This is a genomic window from Microtetraspora sp. NBRC 13810, from assembly GCF_030268685.1.
GTDB lineage: Bacteria > Actinomycetota > Actinomycetes > Streptosporangiales > Streptosporangiaceae > BSRQ01.
This window is the reverse complement of sequence record NZ_BSRQ01000013.1, coordinates 144,467-165,463: the sequence shown is the minus strand read 5'-3', so window position 1 is coordinate 165,463 and position 20,997 is coordinate 144,467. Positions and strand designations below refer to the sequence as shown.

The 20,997-nt window shown below is 73.1% G+C and carries 23 protein-coding genes; 12 read left to right on the top strand and 11 right to left on the bottom strand.

The features are described from left to right. Window positions 1-209 precede the first annotated feature (209 nt). Window positions 210-941, top strand: coding sequence for a flavin reductase family protein (locus QSK26_RS25275; RefSeq protein WP_285777725.1), 732 nt, complete (start codon window positions 210-212; stop codon window positions 939-941). Here the strand turns inward: QSK26_RS25275 and QSK26_RS25270 are convergent. Together QSK26_RS25270 and QSK26_RS25265 are read right to left on the bottom strand one after the other, a co-directional pair. Further along, window positions 935-2,575 (bottom strand): amidase, encoded by a 1,641-nt coding sequence (locus QSK26_RS25270; protein ID WP_285777724.1) that lies wholly within the window; start codon window positions 2,573-2,575, stop codon window positions 935-937. The two genes, QSK26_RS25275 and QSK26_RS25270, sit on opposite strands and share 7 nt — an antisense overlap. After that, window positions 2,572-2,880, bottom strand: a complete 309-nt coding sequence (locus QSK26_RS25265; RefSeq protein WP_285777723.1) for a hypothetical protein — start codon at window positions 2,878-2,880, stop codon at window positions 2,572-2,574. Before QSK26_RS25265 ends, QSK26_RS25270 begins: the two co-directional genes overlap by 4 nt. Window positions 2,881-3,150: 270 nt before the next feature. Here QSK26_RS25265 and QSK26_RS25260 point away from each other — a divergent pair, with 270 nt between their 5' ends. From QSK26_RS25260 to QSK26_RS25245, 4 genes are all read left to right on the top strand, one after another. Beyond that, window positions 3,151-3,297, top strand: a complete 147-nt coding sequence (locus tag QSK26_RS25260) for a hypothetical protein (protein ID WP_285777722.1) — start codon at window positions 3,151-3,153, stop codon at window positions 3,295-3,297. Window positions 3,298-3,320: 23 nt separating this feature from the next. Continuing rightward, entirely contained in the window at window positions 3,321-4,370 is a 1,050-nt protein-coding gene (locus QSK26_RS25255; RefSeq protein ID WP_285777721.1) for an SRPBCC family protein, read from the top strand. Between the two features lie 9 nt (window positions 4,371-4,379). Further along, complete coding sequence (locus QSK26_RS25250) at window positions 4,380-5,549, top strand: zinc-dependent alcohol dehydrogenase (RefSeq protein WP_285777720.1); 1,170 nt, start codon at window positions 4,380-4,382, stop codon at window positions 5,547-5,549. Window positions 5,550-5,708: 159 nt separating this feature from the next. Beyond that, complete coding sequence (locus QSK26_RS25245; protein ID WP_285777797.1) at window positions 5,709-6,062, top strand: YciI family protein; 354 nt, start codon at window positions 5,709-5,711, stop codon at window positions 6,060-6,062. Between the two features lie 61 nt (window positions 6,063-6,123). On the opposite strand, the gene QSK26_RS25240 is transcribed toward QSK26_RS25245, so the two are convergent. The 3 genes from QSK26_RS25240 to QSK26_RS25230 are packed head-to-tail and all read right to left on the bottom strand — an operon-like array spanning window position 6,124 to window position 7,572. Then, entirely contained in the window at window positions 6,124-6,453 is a 330-nt protein-coding gene (locus QSK26_RS25240) for a DUF3140 domain-containing protein (RefSeq protein ID WP_285777719.1), read from the bottom strand. A 1-nt stretch (window position 6,454) separates the two neighbouring features. Continuing rightward, on the bottom strand, window positions 6,455-6,682 hold the full coding sequence (locus QSK26_RS25235; RefSeq protein ID WP_285777718.1) for a hypervirulence associated TUDOR domain-containing protein: 228 nt from the start codon (window positions 6,680-6,682) through the stop codon (window positions 6,455-6,457). Then, entirely contained in the window at window positions 6,634-7,572 is a 939-nt protein-coding gene (locus QSK26_RS25230; protein ID WP_285777717.1) for a DMT family transporter, read from the bottom strand. The genes QSK26_RS25235 and QSK26_RS25230 overlap by 49 nt, the downstream gene beginning before the upstream one ends. Window positions 7,573-7,644: 72 nt before the next feature. Between QSK26_RS25230 and QSK26_RS25225 the strand changes: the two genes are divergently transcribed. Further along, the gene (locus tag QSK26_RS25225) at window positions 7,645-8,553 is read left to right on the top strand and encodes a LysR family transcriptional regulator (RefSeq protein WP_285777716.1); all 909 of its coding nucleotides are present in this window, start codon (window positions 7,645-7,647) and stop codon (window positions 8,551-8,553) included. Here the strand turns inward: QSK26_RS25225 and QSK26_RS25220 are convergent. Beyond that, on the bottom strand, window positions 8,526-8,996 hold the full coding sequence (locus QSK26_RS25220) for a MarR family winged helix-turn-helix transcriptional regulator (RefSeq protein WP_285777715.1): 471 nt from the start codon (window positions 8,994-8,996) through the stop codon (window positions 8,526-8,528). The two genes, QSK26_RS25225 and QSK26_RS25220, sit on opposite strands and share 28 nt — an antisense overlap. Before the next feature lie 259 nt (window positions 8,997-9,255). Here QSK26_RS25220 and QSK26_RS25215 point away from each other — a divergent pair, with 259 nt between their 5' ends. Beyond that, window positions 9,256-9,489, top strand: coding sequence for a hypothetical protein (locus QSK26_RS25215; protein ID WP_285777714.1), 234 nt, complete (start codon window positions 9,256-9,258; stop codon window positions 9,487-9,489). Window positions 9,490-9,522: 33 nt separating this feature from the next. Here the strand turns inward: QSK26_RS25215 and QSK26_RS25210 are convergent, their stop codons facing one another. Then, window positions 9,523-10,869 carry an ROK family protein gene (locus QSK26_RS25210; protein ID WP_285777713.1) on the bottom strand — a complete coding sequence of 449 codons (1,347 nt, stop codon included), beginning with the start codon at window positions 10,867-10,869 and terminating at the stop codon, window positions 9,523-9,525. A gap of 189 nt (window positions 10,870-11,058) precedes the next feature. On the opposite strand from QSK26_RS25210, the gene xylA reads away from it, so the two are divergent. The 5 genes from xylA (at window position 11,059) to QSK26_RS25185 (ending at window position 16,887) form a co-directional block, all read left to right on the top strand. Continuing rightward, window positions 11,059-12,210: a xylose isomerase gene (xylA, locus tag QSK26_RS25205; protein ID WP_285777712.1), complete on the top strand. Its 1,152-nt coding sequence runs from the start codon at window positions 11,059-11,061 to the stop codon at window positions 12,208-12,210. Between the two features lie 26 nt (window positions 12,211-12,236). Then, window positions 12,237-13,691, top strand: coding sequence for a xylulokinase (gene xylB, locus QSK26_RS25200; RefSeq protein ID WP_285777711.1), 1,455 nt, complete (start codon window positions 12,237-12,239; stop codon window positions 13,689-13,691). 119 nt (window positions 13,692-13,810) lie between these two features. After that, window positions 13,811-14,485 (top strand): DUF998 domain-containing protein, encoded by a 675-nt coding sequence (locus QSK26_RS25195; RefSeq protein WP_285777710.1) that lies wholly within the window; start codon window positions 13,811-13,813, stop codon window positions 14,483-14,485. A gap of 33 nt (window positions 14,486-14,518) precedes the next feature. After that, a complete protein-coding gene (locus QSK26_RS25190) occupies window positions 14,519-16,480 on the top strand; it encodes a sensor histidine kinase (RefSeq protein WP_285777709.1) in 1,962 nt (653 codons plus the stop codon). Window positions 16,481-16,491: 11 nt separating this feature from the next. Beyond that, complete coding sequence (locus tag QSK26_RS25185) at window positions 16,492-16,887, top strand: DUF742 domain-containing protein (protein WP_285777708.1); 396 nt, start codon at window positions 16,492-16,494, stop codon at window positions 16,885-16,887. 54 nt (window positions 16,888-16,941) lie between these two features. On the opposite strand, the gene QSK26_RS25180 is transcribed toward QSK26_RS25185, so the two are convergent. Genes QSK26_RS25180 through QSK26_RS25165 form a run of 4 tightly spaced genes read right to left on the bottom strand, consistent with a single transcriptional unit; the run spans window position 16,942 to window position 20,951 of the window. Next, on the bottom strand, window positions 16,942-17,517 hold the full coding sequence (locus QSK26_RS25180; RefSeq protein ID WP_285777707.1) for a GTP-binding protein: 576 nt from the start codon (window positions 17,515-17,517) through the stop codon (window positions 16,942-16,944). Then, window positions 17,498-17,869, bottom strand: coding sequence for a DUF742 domain-containing protein (locus tag QSK26_RS25175; RefSeq protein ID WP_285777706.1), 372 nt, complete (start codon window positions 17,867-17,869; stop codon window positions 17,498-17,500). Before QSK26_RS25175 ends, QSK26_RS25180 begins: the two co-directional genes overlap by 20 nt. After that, window positions 17,869-18,270 (bottom strand): roadblock/LC7 domain-containing protein, encoded by a 402-nt coding sequence (locus QSK26_RS25170; RefSeq protein WP_285777705.1) that lies wholly within the window; start codon window positions 18,268-18,270, stop codon window positions 17,869-17,871. Before QSK26_RS25170 ends, QSK26_RS25175 begins: the two co-directional genes overlap by 1 nt. Further along, window positions 18,267-20,951: a sensor histidine kinase gene (locus QSK26_RS25165; protein WP_285777704.1), complete on the bottom strand. Its 2,685-nt coding sequence runs from the start codon at window positions 20,949-20,951 to the stop codon at window positions 18,267-18,269. The genes QSK26_RS25170 and QSK26_RS25165 overlap by 4 nt, the downstream gene beginning before the upstream one ends. Window positions 20,952-20,997: the final 46 nt, after the last annotated feature.

The following is a 20,997-nucleotide window of genomic DNA, read 5'->3' as shown; positions in this document are numbered from 1 at the left end:
TTGGCGGCGGCGTGCCGTCGAGGCGGCCGGGGCCGAGCGCACCGGCCGGTACTTCGACGGCATCCGGGAGGCCAGGGCGCACCGCAGGACGTACAAGGACGCGGTGCGCGCGCGGCTGCGCGAGCTCACCGGCGAACTGCTCGCACCCTTCGAACGCGGCGTCTGATAGCCGCCAGCGCCGCCGGCCCGCCCCGGCGATTCTGGACAGCGTGCATGAAACAGCCCTGAATCACACCCGAATCGAACCCGGCATCCTGTACTTCGGGACGCCGGTCGTGCTCATCTCCACGTTGAACGAGGACGGGTCGGCCAACCTGGCCCCGATGTCGTCGGCCTTCTGGCTCGGCTGGCGGGCCATGCTCGGCCTGGGAGCACGCTCGCAGACCAGCCAAAACCTGCTCAGAACCCGCGAATGCGTGCTCAACCTGCCCTCGGACGCCCTCGTCGCCGCCGTCGACCGGCTCGCGATGACCACCGGGGCCGACCCCGTCCCGCCCAGGAAGTACCAGCGCGGCTACCGGCACGAGCCGGAGAAGTTCCGGCGGGCCGGGCTCACCCCGGTGCCGTCCGTCACCGTGGGGCCGCCCCGGGTGGCGGAGTGCCAGGTGCAGTTGGAGGCGGTGATCGAGGCCGTGCATCCGCTGGCCGAGGACGACGAGGCGCAGCGTGGCGGGATCATGGTCTTCGAGGCCCGGATCCAGCGTGTCTACGTGGCCGACGCCATCCGGCTGAAGGGCACCGAGGACCACATCGACCCGGACGCCTGGCGGCCCCTGATCATGAGCTTCCAGAAGTTCTACGGGCTCGGGCCGCAGGTGCATCCCTCCACGCTCGCGCAGATCCCGGAACACCTCTACCGCGGCCCGGACATCGACCGGTCCCGCGCCGTCCCCGAGCGGGTCGCGGCCCCGGACCGTGGGGCCGCGGCCGGCGTTCACTGAGACTGCTCGGCGGCCTCCTCGGCGGAGATGCGCCCGCGACCGCCGGGGGCCGCGCGCAGCGCCGTCGCCGCCGGGGGGTCCGCGGGCCGGCGCCAGTGCCAGTCGGAGACGGCCTGGTAGGCGGCCACCACGGACAGCAGCCGGTCCTCCCCGTACGGCAGGCCGCCGAGGATCGTCCCGATCGGCACGCCCGCCGCGGTGAACCCGACGGGGAAGCCGATCTCCGGCAGGCCGATGGCGTCGAACGGCGTCGGCGACGTCTGCACCACCACGTCGCACTTCTCGAAGATCTGGTCCAGCACCCGTTCGAGCAGCAGCAGCTTGGCCCGCTGCCCGGTGACGAACTCGTTCGCGCCGAGCAGCGCCCCCTGGAGCCAGCCGGTCACCGACACCCCGAAGCCGCGCAGGTCCGACCGCAGGTAGCCCATGAAGGGCTCGCTGCGCTCGGGCAGCCGGACGTTGTTGAAGTCGTTGCCGGTCAGCAGGTCCCACTCGTCCGGGAACGGCACCTCCACCAGGGTGACCCCGCGGATCGCGGCCATCGCGCCGAGGAATCTCCTGCGCGCGTTCGCGGTCTCCGACGTGCCGTCGGCGTAGCCGGGCAGCACGCCGATCCGGGTGTTCCAGCGGAGTCTGACCCGGTTGCCGCTGTACACCGGGGTGGCCGCGCCGATCAGGTCGGGCACCTTGGGCAGGCCCTGGGTGCGCGGGTCGGCCGGGTCCTCGCCGGCCATCGCGGTGAGCATGATCGCCGCGTCCTTGGCGTCCCTGGCGAGCGGGCCGGGGTGGTCGCGGGTGTAGGAGAGCGGGATGATGCCGTTCAGCGACACCCGGCCCATGGTCGGCTTGAGGCCGGTGAGGTTCTGCGCGTTGGACGGCGCGGTGATGGAGCCGCCCGTCTGGGTGCCGGTCCCCGCGGTGGCCATCCGCCCGGCCACCGAGGTCGCGGTGCCGGTCGAGGAACCGCCGGGATCGACCTCCGGACGGGTGGGGGTCCACGCGTTGACCGTGGTGATCTCGCCGGACGGGGTGGTCGCCCGGGTGGTGGCCAGCGGGCCCATCTGGGTCTTGCCGATCACGATCGCGCCCGCCGCCTTGAGACCGGCCACCGCGGTCGCGTCGAACGGCGGCACGAAGTCCTTGAACAGGTGGGAGTTGGCCGTGGTGGGCACGCCCGCCGTGTAGTAGTTGTCCTTGATCGCGAGCGGGATGCCGTGCAGCGGCCCGCGCGGCTGCCGCCGGCCGAGCCCCTTCGCCACCTCCCTGGCCTGGTCGGCGAGCACGGTGTTGAAGGCGAGATAGGTCGCGTCGAACGCGGCGATCCGGTCGAGGTGCGCCGCCACGAGCTCCAGCGGGCTGATTCTGCGGTTGCGGATCATCCAGGCGGCCTCGGCGAGGGTCAGCTCGGTGGGGTCCGCCATGGCCTCCGGGCGCGGCTTCACGTACGCGTCGGAGGAGTCGAACCTCGGGAAGTCCCTGCCGCCGTTCGCCCAGGCGGCCGTGGGCAGGCTCGCCGCGACCCCGGCCGCAGCGCTCAGCGCGGCGGCCCTGGCCAGGAACGACCGGCGGTCGACGGTACGGTCCAGCGGCTGTCCGGCGGTGGCCGTCCGCGTCATCTCCGTCATTTCCGTCATTTCCGCCACTCCTGCGCGATGGAGGGGTAGAGCATGGGCGCGCGCTGCTGGGAGAGGGCGGCCGCGGTGGCCGGATCGGCGGAGCCGGTCCCCTCGGGGGCGGGGAGGCGGTACGCGGCGAGGTTGGCGACGGTGCCGCGCATGAACGAGCGGAGCGAGGCGAGGACGGAGTCCCGGCCGGGCGCCCCGGTCTCCGGGTCCGCCGTCGTGCCGGGCGGCAACTGGTCGAGGTCGATGCCGAGGGAGGCGAGCCGGGCTCTGATCGCGACGTTCAGCTCGGCGTCGGTCGGTGCAGGGGGTGTCACGGGTTCTCCAGGGGGAGGTGAGAAGCTAGTTCACTTTGAAATCACCCCGTATCACCCATATGTCACAAAGATCACATGCATGTGAAAAAGTCCGCCAGGCGTGGTGGTGCAGATAGGCCATCAGCCCCAATCCCGGGTGAATCCGAAAAATCCGACATAGAAGTTTTGCTGGGGTGAATCGGGTGGCCTTGGCGTGGGGGCGGGGCGGGCCGATTCGGCGGTGGGGACGGGGTTCCCGGCCGGTGGAGACCCGTCGCACGGGGGCGCCCGGTGCCCGTCGGCACGGTGTCGGCGCAGGTCGGCGGGGGTAGTGCCTGGCGTACCGAGGAGGTCGGCCGGCCGGCCGGGGCGACGGCGGTCGAGGCCGGCCGGTCGCGCCGATCGCCGGAGCGGGCACGGGTCCGCATCGTGGCCTGACGCCTCAGAACGGTGAGGACGACATGAGCATGAAGTACGACCGCAGGTCCGATCGCATCGCGCGTGTGCTGGGCTGCGCCGGCCTGGTCATGGGCCTGGCCCGATCCGCCGCGTCCCGCGCCTCCGGCATGTCCGGCGACGTGCCCCGCCCGCTCTCCCTCCGCGGCGGCGCCTTCGACCGGTTCGCCGCCCGCTCCGCCCGCCTCCGCGCGGGCGCGTTCGGCAGGTTCGCCGCCCGCCCGGCCCGCCTGCGCGGCAGCGCCTTCGACCGGTTCGCCGCCGGTGCGACCTCCGCCCGCCGCGGCGCCTTCGACCGCTTCGCCGGCCCCCCGGCCCGCTTCCGGGGCGGCAGGTTCCGCCGCGGTAGGGCGTCCGTGTTCGCCGGCCGCAGGGGCATGACCGGCGGCAGGATGCCCACGGGCCGGCGGGGGATGACAGCGCGGGGGATGACCGGGCGGGGGATGACCGGGCGGGGGCGGATCGCGGCGATGGCCGGGGTGGCGATGGCGGGGGTGGCCGTCGCCGGGGTGGCGCGGCGGTCCAAGAAGAGCGGCAAGCGGCTGATGAACCTGCACGCCGCCGTCACGATCAACCGCCCCCGCCAGGAGGTGTACCGCTACTGGCGGGACCTGGGGAACCTGCCCCGTTTCATGGCACACCTGGAGGCGGTGGAGACGGCGGGCGACACCTACTCGCACTGGACCGCGCGCGGCCCGCTGGGTCCCGTCGAGTGGGACGCGGAGATCGTCGAGGACCGGTCCGGCGAGCAGATCGCCTGGCGGTCGATCGAGGGCTCCGCGATCAGGAACAGCGGCCTCGTCCGGTTCTCCGACGCGCCCGGCGGCCGGGGCACCGAGTTGCGGGTGGACATCGAGTACGCCCCGCCGGGCCGCCGCTTCGGGTCGGTCGTCGCCAAGCTCCTCGGTGAGCACCCCGAGCAGCAGATCCGCGACGACCTGCGCCGGTTCAAGCAGATCATGGAGACCGGGGAGATCGTCGTCTCCGACGGCAGCCCGGAAGGCGTCCGCGCGCTCAGGCAGGCCAGGCAGCGGCCCGCCCAGCCGGTGCGATAGGGGGAGCCCGTGAAAGCCAACTGCTGGATGGGCCGGGGCAGGGTCGAGGTGCGCGACGTGCCCGACCCGGTCATCCTCAGCGGCCGTGACGCCGTCGTACGGATCACCTCGACCGCCATCTGCGGTACCGACCTGCACCTCTACGACGGCCGGATCCCCACCATGGAGCCGGGCGACATCCTCGGCCACGAGTTCATGGGCGAGGTGGTCGAGGTCGGCCCCGAGGTGTCCAGGCTGCGGCCCGGGGACCGGGTGGTGGTGCCCTTCCCGATCGCCTGCGGCGGCTGCTCCGCCTGCGAGCACGGCCTCTACTCCGTGTGCGAGAACTCCAACCCGAACGCCGGGCTGGCCGAGAAGCACCTCGGCCACTCCCCGGCGGGCGTCTTCGGCTTCTCCCACATGTTCGGCGGCTTCGCGGGCGGCCAGGCGGAGTATGCCCGGGTGCCGTTCGCCGACGTGGGACCGATCAAGATCGAGGACGATCTGCCGGACGAAAAGGTGCTGTTCCTGTCCGACATCCTGCCCACCGGGTGGATGGGCGCCGAGATGTGCGACATCAAGCCCGGGGACACGGTCGCCGTCTGGGGGGCGGGACCTGTCGGCCTGTTCACGATCATGAGCGCTTACCTGATGGGCGCCGAACGGGTCGTCTGCGTCGACCGCCTGCCGTACCGGCTGCGGATGGCGGAGCGGGCGGGGGCGCTGCCGCTCGACTACGAGCAGGTGGACGTGATCGAGGCGCTCAGGGACATCACCGCGGGACGCGGCCCGGACGCGTGCGTCGACGCCGTGGGCATGGAGGCCCATCACCCGGCGACCGCCGTAACCGCCTACGACCGGGCCAGGCGGGCCGCCGGGGCGCCGGCCGAGCAGCCGTACGCGCTGCGCGAAGCGATCATGGCGTGCCGCAACGGGGGCGTCGTGTCCGTGGTCGGCGCGTACGGCGGCATGCTGGACGGCTTCCCGATGGGCTCGCTGATGAACAGGTCGCTGACCCTGCGCGCCGGCCAGTGCCACGTGCAGCGCTACCTGGCGCCGCTGCTGGCCAGGATCCGCAGCGGGGAGATCGATCCCAGTGTCGTCATCACCCACCGGATGCGCCTCCAGGACGCGCCGCGCGCCTACGAGATGTTCCGCGACAAGCAGGACGAGTGCCACAAGGTCCTGCTGACTCCCTAGTCCGCCGCGGGGAGGACCACGCCCACGGCCGTACGCGATCCTTGTCCCCTGACCACCCGGGCCGTCGTGTCGAGAACGTCGTGGCGGCTCCGACTCACCGGTGCGAGGCGCCTCGGCAGAGAGACGCGGGCAACCAGGAGGAGCACGACCGTGAAGTACATGCTGATGATCTACAACCGTTCCGGTTTCACCCAGGAGCTGTCGGAGGAGCAGCAGAACGAGCTGTTCGGCCGGGTGGACTCCATCCTCGCCGAGCTCACCGAGTCGGGGGAACTGCTGGGCACCGAGGCGCTGGCCGATCCCGCGCAGACGAAGACCGTCCGGGTGCGTGACGGGGTCCCCGTGGTCACCGACGGCCCCTACATCGAGGCCAAGGAGCAGTTCGCCGGCTATCTGCTGCTGGAGTGCGAGACTCCGGAACGGGCGATCGACATCGCCGCCCGCTGGCCGGACGCGGAGTACTGGGCCATGGAGGTGCGTCCCGTCATGACGGCGGGTGGCACGGAGATGTGACGCGGCTCGGGCACCGGGCACGCCACGGCGGCCCGGTGCCCCCGTCCCGGGGGCGGCTGTCTCAGCTCAGGGGGTCGTGTCCCCAGTTCATCAGGGAGCGCCGCCATCGTGAGTCCTCGACGTCGCCTGTGGGACGCTGGGCGGTGTGCCGGCGGACGTAGCCGACGACCTTGCGCATGTGGGCGTAGTCGTCGTCGGTGAGCTCGGACTTGCGCTTGCGCAGGATCGTCACGATCCTGCGGCCCGACTCGTGCCCCGTCGACTCCTCGCCGCCGGACCTGTCCCCGACCGCCTTGGACTCCGCCGTGCGCAGCCACCGCTCCAGCTCCGCCGCCGTCAGGTTGACCGCTTCGCCGAAGTCCGCGCCGATCCGGTCTTCGTCCTGCGACATGTCAGCCCTTCTTCCTCAGCGCGGACGGCTTGTGCACGGCGCTCTTGCCGCTCTTCTTGCTGCGGACGCGGTACTGGGGCTCCTCGGGCGAGGCGTCCACCGTGCGCCCGGAGTCCTCGGTTCTCTTGGTGATCTTCTTCTCGACCTTGCCCTCGGTGGTCGATCCGTGGCTCTCCCAGCTCACCTCGTCGCCCACGTCCGGCCTGTCGCGGTTTCGCTTTGTCCCCATGTCGGACCCCTACCCGCCGCCGACCGGTTGATGAGCAGCACACCCCCGATGACCAGCAGACCTCCGGCCACGGTGTGCGGACCGAGCGGTTCGGCGAGGAGCAGTGCGCCGATCAGCGTGGACCACAGCGGGGTGACATAGGTGACGGCCGCCGCGACGGTCGGACCGGCGACCTGGATCACCCGCAGGTTCAGGATGTACGCCACGCCGGTCCCGATCACGCCGAGCGCCAGGAGGCCGGCCGCGGCGGGGAGGCCCGGCCAGACCGGCGGGCCGGCCGCGAACGGGGCGACGAGGGTGAGTTCGAGCGTCGCACAGCCGATCTGCGCGGCGGACAGCGACGCCGCCGAGCCCGCGCGCCCGGAGAAGAATCGGCGGGTGTAGGCGAACCCGGCGCCGTAGCAGGCGGTGGCCAGCAGGCAGAACACGCTGCCGGTCACCGACCCGCCGTCGAACCCGTTCCACACCCCGAGCACCACGAGCACCCCGGCGAACCCGACGAGCAGGCCGAGCAGCCGGCGTCCGGTGGGCCGCTCGCCGGGCACCAGGAGGAGCGCGAAGATCAGCGTGTTCAGCGGCGTGGTGGCGTTCAGCACCCCGGCGAGCAGCGAGCTCACCTGGGTCTCGCCGTGCGCGAGCAGGACGAACGGCACCGCGTTGAGCAGCGCGGCCACCACCAGGGCGTGCCCCCAGGTGGCCCGGTCGCGGGGGAGCGGCAGCCGGCGCGCCCAGCAGATCGCGAAGAGCGCCAGCGCGCCGAACAGGCAACGCCACAAGGCCACCCACATCGGCGCGACCCCGGCGTCAACCGCGATCTTTATCAGCGCGAAGCTCGATCCCCAGATGGCCGACAAGGTCAGGAAGCCCGGCAGCCAGTGCGAAGTCCTCATGCCGACGGATACTCCGTGCGAAACGCGTCATGAGTCCAATGAGTGACCCGCCGGCTGGTATGAAGGATGCTCATGACGGTCAATCTTCCGCAGCTCCGGGCGTTCCTCGCGGTGCTCGACGAGGGCGGGTTCAGCGCGGCGGCCGACCGGCTCGGCGTCAGCCAGTCGGCGGTGTCCCACTCCGTCGCGGCGCTGGAGCGCACGGTCGGCACCGCCGTGCTCACCCGGCAGGCGCGCCCCGCGCCGACCGCGTTCGGTGAGCGGATCCTGCCCTACGCCAGGGCGGCGGTGGCCGCGGCCACCGTGATCGACGACCTCGCCGCCCAGCGGGACGACCTGCCGGGCGGCACGCTCAGGCTGGCCGCGCCGCCCACCGTCTGCGAAGGGCTGCTGCCGGGGCTGATGGCGCGGTGGCGGGCGGACTTCCCCCGGGTGGAGCTGGTGCTCTTCGAAGGGGAGGACGACGAGGTGGCGGGGTGGCTCGCCGGTGGGACCGTGGACCTCGCCGTGCTCGTGGACCCGCCGCCCGGTCCGGGGGCGATCGTGGGGCGGGACGCCTTCCACGCGCTGCTGCGCCGGGACCATCCGCTGGCGGGCGAGGCGGAGATCGACGTGGCGGACCTGGAGGACGACCCTTTCCTGCTGTCCAGGGGCGGTTGCGAGCGGCAGGTCCGGGAGGTGTTCCGGCGCTCGCGCACGCCCTTCGCGCCGACGCACCGGATCCGGGAGATGGGCACGTTGCTCGCCATGGTGCGCTCGGGCGTCGGCGTCTCCATCGTGCCGGGGCTCACCGCCGCGATGCTCGGCCGCCATCTCGTCCTGGTACCGCTGACCTGCCGTCTCACCCGCACCCTGGTGCTCACCGGCCCGCCCGGCCGCCCGTGGCACCCGGCCGCCACCGCCCTGGTCGCCGACGCCGGGACCGCGGTGGCCGGTGCGGGCGGCGCTCCGGCTCAGCCGCCGGAGCTCTCGCTCTCGTAGGTCCGGATCGTCCGGACGAACATCGCGCGCTCCTCGGCGGACAGCGGGCCGAACGCCTTCCGCCAGGCGCTGGCGCCGTTGGCGAGCCAGCCGTCGATCGCCGCGCGGGTCTCCGGGTCCTGCGTGATGGCCACGATGGAACGCCGCCGGTCGCCGGGGTCAGTCTGCCGGTCCAGGACGCCCTGCCTGCTCAGGTCGCTGACCATCAGGCTCACCGTGGTGGGCGCGACCTCCAGCCGGGCGGCCAGCTCGTTGACCGACATGGGGCCGTCGAAGAGCAGGTAGGACAGCATCGACAGGTGCCTGGGGGCCAGGTTGAAGGAGCGCAGCCGCTCGGGGATCTCGATGCGCTTGAGCCGGGCGGCCACCCTGGGCAGCAGCAACAGCATCGCCCTGACGGCTTCGTCGGTGCTCAGGCCGGCCTGCGGGTCCTGCTCTGCCATGCCTGCGGCCCTCCGTCTCGGTGACCCTCCACGCTACCGGCCCACTCCGCCGCCGATCCGCCCGCCGCCGCTTCGGCCGATCCGCCCGTCGCCGCTTTCGGCGGTCCGCCCGCCGTGGTTCCGGCGCTCCCGCCGGCTGTGCTTGCGGCGGTCCGTGGTGTGACGCGGGTCACGTGGGGCCGGGCTCGTCGTGGCGCGGGAAATTGTCGGTGGCAGGGCGTACGGTGACCGGTGCCGAATCGAGGGGGCGAGGGCAGTGATGAGCACAGAGTTGTTCCAGCACCACGGGGATGGCGTCGCTGAGGAGCGTGCCGCCAATCTCCTGTTGTTCCAGGCCGTGCACGAGGTCGCGACGGGATACGCGGGCAGGCAGGTCCCGGCCGTGCTGGCCGCCCTGCGCCGCCACCTGCCCGCGGCCCCCGGCCTCGACGCCGCCGAGCTGCTGCGCATCGCCGAGGAGATCAGCGTGGGCCGCGACCCGTCCGGCATCTGACCCGGCCGCCACGGGTTCTCCCCAGGAGGGCGGTCAGCGGCTCGCGGCGGGGGCGGCGGGGTCGCGGGGGAGATGGGCGCTGGGGTCGGCGATGATCTGGCCGATGACCTGGGCGGCGGCGCCGAGCGTGGCGGCGTCCGGGCCGGCGGTGGAGACCGCGAGGCGGGGCACCACGTGGCGGATCCTGGCCAGGGCGGCCGTGGTGGGGCCGGAGAGCCAGGGAAAGAGGGGGGCGAAGATCCCGCCGAGCACGATGGTCCCGGGATCCACCAGGTTCACCGCCGAGGTCAGCGCGATCCCCAGGGCGTGCCCGGCCTGCTCGCACGCCGCCACCGCCCGCCCGTCACCGGCCGCCAGCCGCGCCACCAGCTCCTCCAGCCCGCCACCGGGCCGATGCCGACCCGGCGCGGCGTCGCCGGGCAGACCTGGTAGGGCGCGACCGGGCCGGTGCCGATCTGGTGGGGCGTCGCCGGGCAGACCTGGTTGGGCGCGATCGGGCCGGTGCCGATCTGGTGGGGCGTCGCCGGGCCGGTGCCGACCTGCCGGGACGCCGTCCGGCGGGGGCGCCTCGTCCGGGGTGGTGGCGTGGAGGAGGGCGTCCTGTCCCGCGTAGCGTTCGAGGCAGCCGCGCCCGCCGCACCGGCAGGCGGGGCCGTCCGGATCGACGACCACGTGGCCCAGCTCGCCCGCGAAGCCCTGGGTGCCGCGGAAGACCCGGCCACCGAAGACCAGCCCGGCGCCGATGCCGATCTCCCCGGAGACGTAGAGGAAGTCCGGCCCGCCGGAGCCGAACCACAGCTCGCCGAGCGCCGCCAGGTTGGCTTCGTTGTCCACCGTGACCGGCATCGGCAGGTCGAGCATGACGGCCGGCCGTACGTCGCGCCATCCCAGGTTGGGCGCGTTGTGCACGAGCCCGCCCGGATCCACCGCGCCGGGCACGGCGAGCACCGCGCCGCATACGGCCAGCCCTTCCGTCGCCGCTTCGTCCACAGCCTCGGTTGCCAGAATCCGCAGGTCACGCACCACGTCTGTGGGTAACGAGTCGCGGTTGTCCACAGCCTGTGCACGACGCAGGCGCACCGTACGGGTGAGGTCCATGACGCAGACCGACAGATAGTCGACGTTGATCTCCAGGCCGAGCGCGGCCACCCGGTCCCCGCTCAGGCTGACCGCCACGCCGGGACGCCCCCGCTCGCCGTCGCGCACCGCGCCCGACTCGCGGACCATGCCCGCGTCGAGCAGGTCGCCGACCAGCTTGGACACCGTGGTCTTGGTCAGGCCGGTGAGCTCGGCCAGGGCGGCGCGGGTCAGCGGGCCGTCGCGGGCGACCTCGCCGAGCACCAGGGCGAGGTTGCGGGCGCGCATGGAGTCGTGTCGCACGGCCTGTCCACCGCGAGCTGCCATCGAACCCCCCTTCCGGCCTGCCCCGGCCCCGCCGGCGGGAACGCGGGCCACCGTCGCACCGCCCCCGGAAGGCGAGCAGGCAAATCCTACGGCGACCCTCTTGACCGGCCGGGGAAGCACATCAGATATTTAGTCCACAACCTAGACTAATTCAAGGACGGACACATGGACGCCTTCACCCCGAAGCGCGAAGACCGGTTCACCTTCGGCCTGTGGACGGTCGGCTGGGAGGCCCGCGACCCGTTCGGCGACGCCAGCCGCCCGCCGCTCGACCCGGTGGAGAGCGTGCACAAGCTGGCCGAGCTGGGCGCCTACGGCGTCACGTTCCACGACGACGACCTGCTCGCCGTCGAGCCGGACCGTGAGCGGGCGGTGGAGAACTTCAAGAAGGCCCTCGCCGACACCGGTCTCAAGGTGCCCATGGCGACCACCAACCTGTTCACCCACCCCGTCTTCAAGGACGGCGGGTTCACCAGCAACGACCGGGACGTCCGCCGCTACGCCATCCGCAAGGTCATCCGCAACGTGGACCTCGCCGCCGAGCTGGGCGCGACCACCTACGTCTGCTGGGGCGGGCGCGAGGGCGCGGAGTCGGACGCCGCCAAGGACGTCAAGGCCGCCCTGAGCCGCTACAAGGAGGCGCTTGACATCCTCGGCGCCTACGTGGTCGAGAAGGGCTACGACATCAGGTTCGCCATCGAGCCCAAGCCGAACGAGCCGCGCGGCGACATCCTGCTGCCGACCATCGGCCACGCCCTGGCGTTCATCAACGAGCTGGAGTACGCGGACCGGGTCGGCCTCAACCCCGAGGTGGGCCACGAGCAGATGGCCGGGCTCAACTTCGTGCACGGCATCGCCCAGGCCCTCTGGCACAAGAAGCTCTTCCACATCGACCTGAACGGCCAGCACGGTCCCAAGTACGACCAGGACCTCATCTTCGGCCACGGTGACGTGAAGAGCGCGTTCTTCCTGGTGGACCTGCTGGAGAACGGCGGCTACGACGGCCCCCGGCACTTCGACTACAAGCCGCTGCGCACCGAGGACCCGAACGACGTGTGGGTCTCCGCGGCGGCCAACATGCGCACGTACCTGATCCTCAAGGAGAAGTCCAAGGCGTTCCGGGCCGACCCGGAGGTGCAGGAGGCGCTGGCCGCGTCCCGGGTCGGCGAACTGGCCGAGCCCACCCTCGCGGCCGGCGAGACGGTGGCCGACCTGATCGCCGAGGACTTCGACCTGGGCGAGGCGGCGGCGCGCGGCTTCCACTTCAGCCGCCTCAACCAGCTCGCGATCGAGCACCTGCTCGGCGTGCGCGGCTGAGACGACGGATCTGAGGGAGGCGCACGGTGAGCGGTAACGGCGCGAGGCTGGTGGCGGGGGTCGACTCCTCCACCCAGAGCTGCAAGGTCGTGATCAGGGAGGCCGAGACGGGCGCCCTGGTCCGTGAGGGCCGGGCCGCGCATCCGGAGGGCACCGAGGTGCACCCGGACGCGTGGTGGGCGGCGCTGAACGAGGCGATCGACCGGGCCGGCGGCCTGGACGACGTCGCCGCCGTCAGCGTGGCCGCGCAGCAGCACGGCATGGTCTGCCTGGACGAGGACGGCGAGGTGGTCCGGCCCGCGCTGCTGTGGAACGACACCCGTTCCGCCGCCGCCGCGCGCGACCTCGTGGCCGAGCTGGGCGGGCCGGAGAAGTGGGCGGAGGCGGTCGGCAGCGTGCCGGTGGCGTCGTTCACGGTGACCAAGCTGCGCTGGCTGGCCGAGCACGAGCCGGAGCACGCCCGCCGTACCCGTGCCGTGTGCCTCCCGCACGACTGGCTCACCTGGAAGCTCGCCGGCGCGCCCGGCCTGCGCGGGCTCACCACCGACCGCGGCGACGCCTCCGGCACCGGCTACTGGTCGCCGGCGACCGGCGCCTACCGCACCGACCTGCTGGAGACGGCCCTCGGGTCGCTCCCCGAACTGCCCCGCGTGCTGTCCGGCGCGGAACAGGCGGGCGTCCTCCGCCCGGCGGTCGCCGGTTCCGGCGGACGGGTGGCGGCGGGGAGCGGGGCCGGCGGGGAGCGGGTGCTGGCGGCCGGGACCGGGGACAACATGGCGGCGGCGCTCGGGGTCGGGGCGCGGCCGGGGGACGTGGTGGTCTCGATCGGGACCTCCGGCACCGCGTTCGCCGTCGCCGACACGCCCAGCGCGGATCCGAGCGGGCACGTGGCCGGCTTCGCCGACGCGACCGGGCGGTTCCTGCCGCTGGTCGCCACGCTGAACGCCGCCCGGGTGCTCGACGCCGCGGCCCGCATGCTCGGCGTGAGCCTGGACCGGCTGGGCGAACTGGCCCGCGAGGCGCCCGCCGGCGCGGGCGGCCTCGTCCTCGTGCCCTACCTGGAGGGCGAGCGCACGCCCAACCTCCCGGACGCCACCGGCTCGCTCTATGGCCTCACCCTCGCCACCGCGACCCCCGCCCACCTCGCCAGGGCCGCGATCGAAGGGCTGCTCTGCCACCTCGCCGACGCCCTCGACGCGCTCGGCCTCACCCCGGAACGCGTGCTGCTCATCGGCGGCGGCGCCCGCTCCGAGGCCCTGCGCGAGATCGCCCCCGAAGTCTTCGGCCGCCCGGTGGTCGTCCCCCGGCCCGGCGAGTACGTCGCCGACGGCGCCGCCCGCCAGGCCGCCTGGCTGCTGGCCGGCACCCCGGAGCCCCCGCCGTGGACCGCCGCCGGCACCCTCCGCTACGACGGCGCCCCCGCCCCCGCCGTCCGCGCCCGCTACGCCGAGGCCCGCGCACAGACCCATCCCATCCCCTGACCCCGCCCCCCGGCCCCGCCCCGCGGCCCCGCCCCCTGACTCGCTAGGGGTCAGGGTCAGGGATGGCTCAGGGGTGGGGCCGGATGGCGGGATGGGCGGTTGGGGACGATTCTTTGGACATGGTTGACCTGAGACGGCTCTACCCGCTCCTCGCCGGGGCCGGAATCGCGATCGCGGCCACTGTCACGGCGGTGGACCTGGCCGGTCCGCACCCGGACCTGGTCGACCTCACCATCAGCGACTACGCCGCCATGGACCGCGGGGGCACGGCGGGGCTCGCGATGGTGGTTCTCGGGATGGCGGCGCTGGCGCTGGTGGCGGGGATGCGGGCGGCGGGGGCGCCCTCGCGCGGGGCCCCGGAGCGACTGGTGGCGCTGTGGGGGCTGGTGCTGACCGTCTCGCCCCTGACGTTGCTCCTCGGGGTCGCGGCGCACCGCTGGGTGCTGCTCGCCGCGTTCGCCGGGCTGCCGGTGGCGGCGGCGCTGCTCGTGGTGCGGTTCGCGGCGGACGACCGGTGGCGGATCGTGGCGCGGGCGGTGGAGTGGCTGGCGCTGGCGGGCGGGTTCGGGCTGCTGGCGATCACGTACGCGGCGCTGCCGGGGGACGGCGTGCTCATCGGGCTGGCCGAGTGGTCCCTGCTCGGCGTGGAGGTCGCGCTGCTGGGCGTGCTCGCCGTACGGGTCGCGCAGCTCACCTGGACGCGGGCCGCGGACACCGCGGACGGGACGGCCGAAATGATGACGACAAGATCAGTGATTCCGGCGATTCCGGTGCTATCCTCTCGGCGATCTTAATTCCCGCAGAGAGCAGCGAACCGGCGAGGGGTCATGGCATCGGGTAGATCCATCCGGTTCAAGATCTGCGTTCTGCTCGCCGCCCCCCTCGTCACCCTGATCGCGCTGTGGGGTTTCGCGGCGCACGTCACCACGGACGAGTCGGTCGATCTGCTCACCGTCGGCACCCTGCACGACTCCATCACCGGCCCGGCCGCCGCGCTGACCGCGGCCCTGAGCAAGGAGCACCTCCTCACCGCCGAATACCTCGGCACCCACTCCGAGCGGGGGCGCGTCGTGCTCGCCGGCCAGCGGGCCGAGGTCGACCGGGCGCGGACCCGGCTGCGCGACCTGTCCGCGGGCGCCCTGGCGTCGCTGACCCCGGCGATGCGGACGCGGTTCGACGACCTGACGAAGAAGGCCGACCGGCTCGACACGGTACGCGCCGCCGCGGACAACGGGCGGATCGGGCAGGTCGCCCTCGCCCAGGAGTTCGGCCAGGTGCCGGACGCCGCGCGCAGGCTCGCCGCCAGCATGGCGGTGAACGGCGACGCGACCCTCGTCCAGGAGTCGCGCGGCGTCACCGCGCTGACCGCCGCCGAGGACCTGCTCGGCCGGGAGCGCGCCCTCGCCGCGGGCGCCCTGGTGGCCAACCGCCGGCTGAGCCGCGCCGAGCTGCGCGTCTTCGGCAGGCTGGCCGCCAACCGCGCCTTCCTGGTCGAACAGGGGGTGGCCGACCTGGAGCCGGACCTGCGCGCCCTGTTCGCCCCGCTGCTCGCCGGTCCGGTGCAGGCCAGGTTCGGCGCCGCGGAGGAGCGTCTCCTCGCCGGGGACCCGCGCGGCCTCGTCTCGCACGCCGAGTGGCGCACGGCCGCGGACCGGGCCGGCGCCGTCTACCGGGACGGCCTGGCCAAGGCGGCGACCGCGCTCACCGCCCGCGCCCGGCCCACCCCCACCGGCACGTTCGCCCGCGCCGGGCTGGCCGGCGCGGTCGGTCTGGTCGGCATCGTCGTCTCGCTGGTCGTCGCCCTCCGCGTCGGCCGCGGCCTCGCCCACGAGCTCGCCGCCCTCCGCGCCGCCGCCCAGGACCTCGCCGGCGTACGGCTGCCGCGCGTCGTCGAACGGCTGAGCAGGGGCGAGGCGGTGGACGTGGCGGCCGAGACACCCGCCCTGGAGCCCCTCGGCAACACCCGGGAGGTGCACGACGTGGCCATCGCGCTCGACCGGGCCCGGCACACCGCCGTGGAGGCGGCCGTCGGCCAGGCGACGCTGCGCGAGACGGTCGGCCAGGCGTTCAGCAACCTTGCCAGGCGCAGCCAGTCGCTGGTCCAGCGGCAGCTCCGCATGCTGGACGACATGCAACGCCGGGCGGAGGACCCCGAGGCGCTGGACGCGCTCTTCCGGCTGGACCACCTCACCACCCGCATGCGGCGGCACGCCGAAGGGCTGATCATCCTGTCCGGCGGGTCGCCGGGGCGGGCCTGGCGGCGGCCGGTGCTCGCGGAGGACACGCTGAGGGCGGCCGTGGCCGAGGTGGAGGACTACACCCGGGTTCGCATCTATCCTATGCCGGGGGTCACGGTGGCGGGGGGCGCCGTCGCCGACCTGGTCCACCTGTTCGCGGAGCTGATCGAGAACGCCGCGGTCTTCTCGCCGCCCAACACCGAGGTGTCGGTGCGCGGCGAGCGCGCGGGCGACGACTTCACGGTGCAGGTGGAGGACCGGGGGTTGGGGTTGACGCCGGAAGAAGTGGCGGAGATCAACCGTAAGCTGGAAACACGGCCGGAGTTCGACCTTTCGGACACCGATCGACTGGGGCTGGTCGTCGTCGGGCGGCTGGCGGCCAAGCATGGGCTGCGCGTGGAGTTCGGCGTCTCGCCGTTCGGGGGGACCACGGTGACCGTGGTGCTGCCGCACGGGCTGATCGAGGCCGATCCCGACGCGGGGCCGGAGGACGAGCAGGAGTTGGTCGGCGCGCCCGGAGGGCGGCCGGAAGAGGGAGCGGGGCCAGGGTGAGCGAGACCGGCATGCCTTCCCGAAGGCGGGGGCGGGGACGCGTCAGCGCGGAGTACGTCGACGACGAGGCGGGGCCGGTGGTGCGCCTCTACGCCCTGACCAAGGGCAGGACACGCCCGTCCACTCCGGCGTTCGACCTGCTGGCGGTGGTCGTGGCGACGGCGACCGAGCTGCCCGCGCTGCCCGACCTGGGCATCCACCACCGGCGGCTGCTGGTCTACGTGAACACCCCGAAGCCGGTGGCGGAGATCGCCTCGATGGCCGGGCTGCCCATCGGCGTGGTGCGGGTGCTGCTGGGCGACCTGCTCGACCACGGCCTGATCCTGGTCCGCGCGCCCTCGCCGGCGGCCGAGCCGGAGTCGGACCACCTGCTGCACGAGCTGATCAGCGGACTGCGGGCGCTGTAGGGCGTGGATCCCGTGCCGTGCGGCGCGGGATCCACCGGCCTCGCCGGGCCAGGGTCAGTAACGGCTGGCCGAGAGCTTCTTCAGGGAGTGCTCGACGAGGGTGACGAGCACGGTCTTGGCCGAGGAGCGCAGCCGCGCGTCGCAGTTGAGCACGGGCACGTCCTGATCGAGGTCGAGGGCGATCCTGACGTCCTCCGGCTCGTAGCGTTGCGCGTCGTCGAAGCAGTTGACCGCCACGATGAACGGCGTCCCGCGCTGCTCGAAGTAGTCGATCGAGGGGAAGCAGTCGGTGAGCCGCCGGGTGTCGGCGAGGACCACCGCGCCGAGCGCCCCGTAGGACAACTCATCCCACATGAACCAGAACCGCTCCTGGCCCGGCGTCCCGAACAGGTAGACGACGAGCCCTTCCCTGATCGTGATCCGGCCGAAGTCCATGGCGACGGTGGTGGTGGTCTTGGTCTCCACCCCGCCGAGGTCGTCGACGCCGACGCCGCGATCCGAGAGGACCTCCTCGGTGCGCAGCGGCCGGATCTCGCTGACCGCCCCCACCAGGGTGGTCTTCCCGACTCCGAAGCCCCCCGCGATCAGAATCTTGAGCGCGACAGGCTCGTCAGAGGGCTCGAAGTCCATTGATCACTTCCTTGAGAATGCGGTCACTGGTGCGCGGCAGAGCCTCCGGGGCGGGCTGCCGCACACTGATGAGCCCCTGGTCCTTCAAGTCGCCCAGTAGCACACGGACGACTCCGAGCGGTAGATCGAGGTCTGCGGCCACGTCGGCGACGGAGACGGCACGCCGGGTGGCGTGGAGGATGCGCTCTTGCTCGGGTCCGAGCACCACACTCGGCGCGGGGCGCGCACCGGTGGCCATGACCATCGCGATGACGTCCATGGTATCCCCGGAGGATCTGGTACGTCCCCGGATCAGAGCGTATGGCCGGACGACCGGCCCGGCCTCGTCGTCCAGCCACTGCGGGCCGCTCATCAGACCGTCCGCGGTGCCGTGGAGATGTGCTGGCCGACCCGCTTGACGAGCATCGCCATCTCGTAGGCGATGTGGCCCACGTCGGCATCCGAGGCGGCCAGCACGGCCAGGCAGGTGCCCTGCCCAGCGGCGGTCACGAACAGGAACGCCGCCTCCATCTCGATGATCGTCTGCCTGACCTCGCCGCCTCCGAAGTGGCGGCCGGCGCCGCGGGCCAGGCTCTGGAAGCCGGCCGACACGGCGGAGAGGTGCTCGGCGTCCTCCCGGGAGATCCCGGTGGAGAAGCCGACCGCGAGTCCGTCGGTCGACAGGATGACCGCTTGCCGTACCGCGGCCACTCTGCTCGTGAGGTCGTCAAGCAGCCAGTTCAACTCGCCCGTGTTGCTCGGGTGCCCGGTCATTCGTCCCTCTTGTCGCCTGTGGTCTGGTGTACGTAGTCAGCGTCCTCCCGGCCGCGGCGTGCTCCCTGCTGGAAAGCCGAGAAGACAGCACGGGCCTGGTCGGGAGAGCGTTCTGCGGGGCCGGAGGCCGGGCCGGTCTCTCCCGGTCCGCCCTCTTCTTCCACCGCCGATGCCGTCGTCGCCGGTGTTTCCTGGGGTCCCTCCTCGGCCGGGTCCGCCGGAGCGTCCGCCTTCCTGAGCTGGGGGGCCAGGTTGGCCTGCTTCACGCGGCGGGGGAGCCCGGCGTGGGTGCCCGCCGGTGGCGCCGCGCGCCGTGGGCCTTCGGCGCCCTCGTGGGGCTGTGCCTCCGGCGCCGGTTCCGCGGAAACGGGTGGCGGCACGGTCCGCCGGGTCCGCCTGGCGAGCGGTGGCGGCGTCCCCTCCGCGGGGCCGGTCACCACCGTCAGCGACGGGTTCGGCCTGCGGGCGGGCGGCTGCGGATCGGTGGGCTCGTCGGTGGAGATCTCCGGTCCCGTGGAGGGGCCGGTGGCGGCGCCGGGCCCGGGTGCAGCCGGGTCGCCGGCCTCGGCGGGCGCCGGACCGGTGGAGCGGGGGGTGAACAGGTCGCCTCCCGACGGCACCGCGGTGCTCGCACCGCCCGCGTCCTCGCCAACCCGTACGCTCCCGCCCTTGCCGTTCCCGGTCCTGCGGTACCGGGGCCTGTCTTCCTTGATCCTATTGTCCCGTGCGCCGCGCTCTCTCCGCGCCGGAAGCGAGGTGGCCCGCTGCTGGAGCGGAGTCGGCGCCTCGGCCGGCGAGCCCTCCTGGCGGCCGGTCAGGGCGGGCGTGGCCGGGGCCTCGGCCTCGACCAGGAGCGCGCGCGGGATGAGCACGATCGCGGTCGTCCCGCCGTACGGCGAGGCGCGCAGGATGACGTGGACGCCGTGCCGGGCGGCGAGCCTGCCGACCACGAAGAGGCCGAGCCGGTCGCTGTCCGCGAGGTCGAACTCGGGCGGGTTCGCCAGCCGGGCGTTGATCGCGGCGTACTCCTCGGGGAGCAGCCCGAGCCCCCGGTCCTCCACCTCGATCGCGAAGCCGTTGGCCACCGTGTCGCCGCGCACGTTGACCGTGCTGTCGGAGGACGAGTAGAGCGTGGCGTTCTCGATCAGCTCGGCGACCAGGTGGGTGATGTCGGCGACCGACTCGCCGAGCAGGGCGGCGCGGGCGGTCGGGTAGACCGTCACCCGCTTGTAGTCCTCCACCTCGGCCACCGCGGCGCGCAGGATGTCCACCACGGGCACCGGGTTGCGCCAGGCCCGGCCCGGCACCGCGCCGGACAGGATGATCAGGCCCTCCGCGTGCCGCCGCATGCGGGTGGTCAGGTGGTCCAGCTTGAACAGGTCGTCCAGGATGTCGGGGTCGTCGGTCCGGCGTTGCATGCCGTCCAGCAGGGCGAGCTGCCGGTGCAGCAGGGTCTGCTTGCGCCGGGCCAGGTTGAGGAAGACCAGGCCGACGCCCCTGCGCAGGTTGGCCTGCCCGACGGCGGCCTCGATGGCCGTGTGCTGCACGGTGGCGAACGCCCTGGCGACGTCTCGCACCTCCAGGGAGCCGCCCGCCTTGAGCGCCGAGACCTCGGCGTCGACGTTCACCTCCTCGCCCCGGCGCAGCCGGTCCACCACCCGCGGCAGCCGTACGTTGGCGAGGTCCATCGCGGTCCTGCGCAGGCCGGCCAGCTCGGTGGCGAGACGGCGGCCGAAGCGGATCGAGATGATGATCGACGCGACGACGGCGATGAGGCCGAGGCCGCCCGCGATGGCGATCCTGACCAGGATCGCGGTGGCGACGGAGTCGGCGCGGTCGCGGAGGGTGCCGGCGGTGCTGGTGTCCAGCCGGTCGAAGTCGGCGGCGAGGTCGTCGGCGAGGGTGCGCCAGCGGTCGGCGTCCGGGGGCAGCTCGCCGGTGGCGGACTCCCGGATGATCTCCTGTTCGAGGTCGGTGAACTGCTTGAAGCCGGTGGAGTCGAGCAGGTTCTGGTACGGCCCGCGCAACTGGGCGTCGAGCGCCGACATGCCCTTGGCCTGGAGGAGTTTCCTGGCGGAGACGTACTCGACGAAGGCGTCGTGTTCCCGCCGGCTCATCCGCCGGTCGATCAGCGCCCCGCTGACCAGCGCGTTCTCCCTGGCGACGATCTCGCCGACGTTGCGCATCGCCTGCGCGGCGGCGCCCTGCTGGAAGATCGCCAGATCGGGGACCGCGGCGAGCTGGTCGTAGACGCGGAAGGACTGGTCGAGGATCCGGTTGTAGGCGGTCACCGCCTCCAGCCGGCCGCTCTCGTCGGCGTCGATGGCGTTCCTGATGTCGGGCAGCCGGTCGAGCTCCTTCAGCAGGCCGTCGAGCGGGACCCGCAGCTCGGGGGTGATCGCCTCCGAGGCGTCCTCGCTGAGCGCCGACTCGCGGAACCGCTTCACGGCCCGGTCGGTGACCGTGCGCTGGACGCCCAGCTCGCTGGTCACCACCCGGGAGCTGATCGCGATGGCCGAGCGGGCGCGCTCGTTCTGCAACTGGTGGCCCAGGTCGGTGAACGGGACGCCGATCGCGTCGTCCACCGTGCCGGCCCGGAGCAGCGCCGCCCCGTCGCCGACCGTGAGGTTCAGCACGAAACCCCACAGGGCGCTCAGGCAGAGGAGGGGCAGGAGCAGCAACAAGAAGATCTTGAACCGAATCGACCGGTTTCCAGAACCCATGCCA